The following is a 3,509-nucleotide window of genomic DNA, read 5'->3' as shown; positions in this document are numbered from 1 at the left end:
CGAGCGCCGCCAACACCGCCGCCGTCTGCCGGCGCGCCGATGAGCTGATCATCGCGGCCAGCCGGAGGATCGCCGACGACTCGGCGGCGGCCACCCGCCGCGAACTCACCCCGGAGCAGCTCAACGGCCAGCTCAAGGGCACCCTCGCCGGGCTCGCCGACGACCTGCGCGAGCAGGCCGGCAACGCCGAGGACGCACGGATCAGGGACCTGGTGACCGATGCCGCGAAGCAGATCGACACGGGAGCCGCGGCGGCCAGCCCGGCGACCTGGATGGCGAGCGGCTTCGTCCGCATCCCCGAGCGGCTCGCCCGCGACTGCCACGTCTGACCGGCACGGCCCAGCTCGGCCCGCCCGGTCGGCCGCGGCCCGGCCGACCGGAAGGAGCGGGGCCCGCGCGCCTCTACCGGTAGCCGGTGCTCAGCGCCGTACCCGGTAGGTCACGTGGGTGACGGTCGGCCCGGCGACCACCGACACCTGCTCCAGCCGCGGGTCGCCGACCCCCTCGAAGAGCCGTTCGCCGGCTCCGAGCACGATCGGCACGACGTGTAGCTGGAGGGTGTCCAGCAGCCCCGCCGCCAGGCACTGGTTGACCGTGCTCGCGCCGCCCGCCACGGAGACCACCCGGTCGCCGGCCGCCTCCCGGGCCTGCCGCAGCGCGGCGGCGAGCCCGTCGGTGACGAACCGGAACTCCGTCCCGCCGCGCATCACCAGCGTCTCGCGCGGATGGTGGGTGAGCACGAAGACCGGCGTACGGAACGGCGAGTCCTCGCCCCACCAGCCGGTCCAGTCGAGGTCCCACGGCCCGTCGCCGCCGCCGAACATCCGGCGTCCCATCACGTACGCCCCGACGTCCCGGGTCATCTCCTCGACCAGCTCGGCGTCGACGCCGCGCTCCCCACCGGCCAGCCCGTGCCGCTCCCGCCAGGCGTCCAGCCCGAAGAACCACTCGTGCAGGCGCAGCCCGCCCCGGCCCAGCGGGTCCTGCCGGCTCTGGTCCGGCCCCGCCACGTACCCGTCCAACGACATCGAGATCTGACAGCTCACTGTGCTCATGCGAGGTGGACTCCCGTCGTCGCCGGAACTCATCGGTCGCCCGCCAGCCGGGCCGCGCGCACCTCCAGGTAGCGCCGCTCCGGCAGGCTGGTGGTCCGCCGGGCCGCCAGCAGGTACGCCTCCCGCGCCGCCTCCCGCTCCCCGGCCAGCTCCAGCAGGTGGGCCCGGACGGCCGCCAGGCGGTGGTGGCCGGCGATCCGCTCGTCGGCGTCGAGCGGGGCGAGCAGGGCGAGCCCGGCGCGCGGTCCGTCCACCATGGCCACCGCGGCGGCCTGGTTGAGGGTGACCATCGGGTTCGGCGACACGGCCGCCAGCACCCGGTAGAGCGCGACGATCTGCGGCCAGTCCGTCCGCTCGGCGGAGGGCGCCTCCGCGTGCACCGCCGCGATCGCCGCCTGGAGCTGGTACGGGCCCGGTGGCGACCAGGTCAGCGCCTCGGTCACCAGGGCCACCCCCTCGGCGATGGCGGCCCGGTCCCACCGGCTCCGGTCCTGCTCGGCGAGCGGGACCAGTTCCCCGCCCGGCCCGGTCCGCGCTGCCCGGTGCGCGTCGGTGAGCAGCATCAGCGCGAGCAGGCCGGCGACCTCACCGTCGTCGGGCAGCGCCCGGTGCAGCTGGCGGGTCAGCCGGATCGCCTCGCCGGTCAGCTCGGTGCGGTGCAGGTCCGCCCCGCTGGAGGCGGTGTAGCCCTCGTTGAAGATCAGGTACAGCACGTGCAGCACGGTCCGCAGCCGCTCGTCCTGCTCGGCCGGCGACGGCATGACGAACCGCGCGCCGGCCGCCTCGACGCGCTGCTTGGCCCGGCGGATGCGCTGGCTCATGGTCGGCTCCGGCACCAGGAACGCCTGCGCGATCTGCGCCGTGCTCAGCCCACCCACCGCGCGCAGGGTCAGCGCCAGCTGCGCCGACCGGGGCAGCGCCGGATGGCAGCAGAGGAAGAACAGGGTGAGGCTGTCGTCCCCAGTGGATGGCGGCTCGTCGGCGGGCGGGGCGACCGCCGCGTACGCCGGCTCCCGGAGCGCGACGGCGACCTCGCGGTCGCGGCGAGCCCGCTCGCTGCGCCACTCGTCGTCAGCCGGCGGCCGGCGACGGTGAGCAGCCAGGCGCGGGGATTGTCCGGGACACCCCGCTCCGGCCACTGCGTGGCGGCGGCCAGCAGCGCCTCCTGCACCGCGTCCTCGCAGGCGGAGAAGGCGCCGTGCCGGCGGACCAGGATGCCGAGGACCTGCGGCGCCAGGGCGCGCAGCAGGTCCTCCACCTCCCGCTGCGTCACATCTCGGTCCCGGCCTCGTCCATCACCGGGCGCACCTCCAGCACGCCGAAGCCCATCCGGACGTCGGGCCAGCGCGCGGCGATCTCGGCGGCCCGCTCCGGGCTGTCGCAGTCGACCATCAGGTACCCGGCGAACTGCTCCTTGCTCTCCATGAACGGTCCGTCGGTCACCTCGGGGCGCTCGCCATGGAGCCGGACCGTCCGGGTCTGCGACGGGTCGGCCAGCGCCTGGCCACCGACCAGCTCGCCGGACTCGGTCAGCTCCTTCATGATCTCGTCGACCTCGCCGAAGAGCGCGGTGCGCTCCTGCTCCGAGAGGTCCTCGACGAAGCCGGGCCGGTTCCAGATCAGCAACATGTACTTCACGGGGTGCTCCTGACGTCGTGTGGCCACGCCGTTCGTGGCCCTCGATGACAGGTCGGAGCCCGCCCGGTGGATCCGACACCGTCGCCGGAAGAAATTCTGCCCGAGTCAGCTCCGGCCGGGCAGCTGCCGGGCCGGTGGCGTGCCGGCGTGCAGCGACGCCCGGTCGGCGGCGGAGGTGCCGGAGTGCCAGCCGTCGGCGTCCCGGATGGTCAGCCGGGCCCGGGTGACGCCGGGGAAGAGGGTCTCCATCCGCTCGCGGACCGCGTCCGAGCGGGCGGCCAGCACGGGGAGCAGCCGTTCCGGGCCGGTCGCCTCGGCCGCCTGCCGGTCGGCCTCCTCGGTCGCGGCCCGCAGCCGTTCCCCGATCCGCAGCGCGAACGCGTGCAGGAACGACTCGTCGTACGCCTTGGTCCGCCGGCTGCTGCCCCGCTTGCGTTCGGTGCGCCCGCGCAGCATCGCGGCGGTGGCCTGCACCAGCAGCGACGTGTAGAGCAGCTCGACCGCCTCCAGGTCGCCCGCGAAGCCGAGCACGGTGGCGAAGCCCAGGTCGTCGTTCCAGACCGACTCGCACCGGTTCGCCGCCGCGACCTCCTGCACCAGCAGCGCCTTCGCCCCGGCGTACGGGGCGTCGGTGCTCAGGCGCATCCCGCCGGGCAGGTCGGGGCGTTCCGCGGTGGCCTCGACCAGCGCCCGGTCCAGGCTGTGCCGGGCGATCAACTCCTGCGCCTTGCCGGTCAGCGCCTCCGCCTCGGCCGGGAAGGTGGTCGACTCGGCCTTGGCCAGCAGCGCCCGCACCCGGTCGAGCATCGGGGAACC

General features: G+C 75.1%; 4 protein-coding genes and 1 pseudogene. 1 reads left to right on the top strand and 4 read right to left on the bottom strand.

Translation table 11 applies throughout. From position 1 onward, the window contains the following. A partial coding sequence (locus JNW89_RS31375) for a hypothetical protein (protein ID WP_238451822.1) occupies window positions 1-329 on the top strand: 329 nt, incomplete at its 5' end. Window positions 330-419: 90 nt separating this feature from the next. On the opposite strand, the gene JNW89_RS31370 is transcribed toward JNW89_RS31375, so the two are convergent. The 4 genes and pseudogenes from JNW89_RS31370 to JNW89_RS31355 form a co-directional block, all read right to left on the bottom strand. Continuing rightward, window positions 420-1,055 (bottom strand): dihydrofolate reductase family protein, encoded by a 636-nt coding sequence (locus JNW89_RS31370; RefSeq protein ID WP_238451821.1) that lies wholly within the window; start codon window positions 1,053-1,055, stop codon window positions 420-422. Window positions 1,056-1,084: 29 nt separating this feature from the next. Further along, window positions 1,085-2,328, bottom strand: a pseudogene (locus JNW89_RS31365) (RNA polymerase sigma factor). After that, window positions 2,325-2,684 carry a YciI family protein gene (locus tag JNW89_RS31360; protein ID WP_238451823.1) on the bottom strand — a complete coding sequence of 120 codons (360 nt, stop codon included), beginning with the start codon at window positions 2,682-2,684 and terminating at the stop codon, window positions 2,325-2,327. The pseudogene JNW89_RS31365 and the gene JNW89_RS31360 overlap by 4 nt, the downstream one beginning before the upstream one ends. A gap of 114 nt (window positions 2,685-2,798) precedes the next feature. Next, window positions 2,799-3,509, bottom strand: a 711-nt coding sequence (locus JNW89_RS31355) for a DUF2786 domain-containing protein (protein WP_238451820.1), incomplete at its 5' end; no start/stop codon positions are given.

It is taken from the genome of Micromonospora sp. 4G55, from assembly GCF_016803375.1.
The sequence above is the reverse complement of the archived record's forward strand: the minus strand, read 5'-3'. Positions and strand labels throughout refer to the sequence as shown.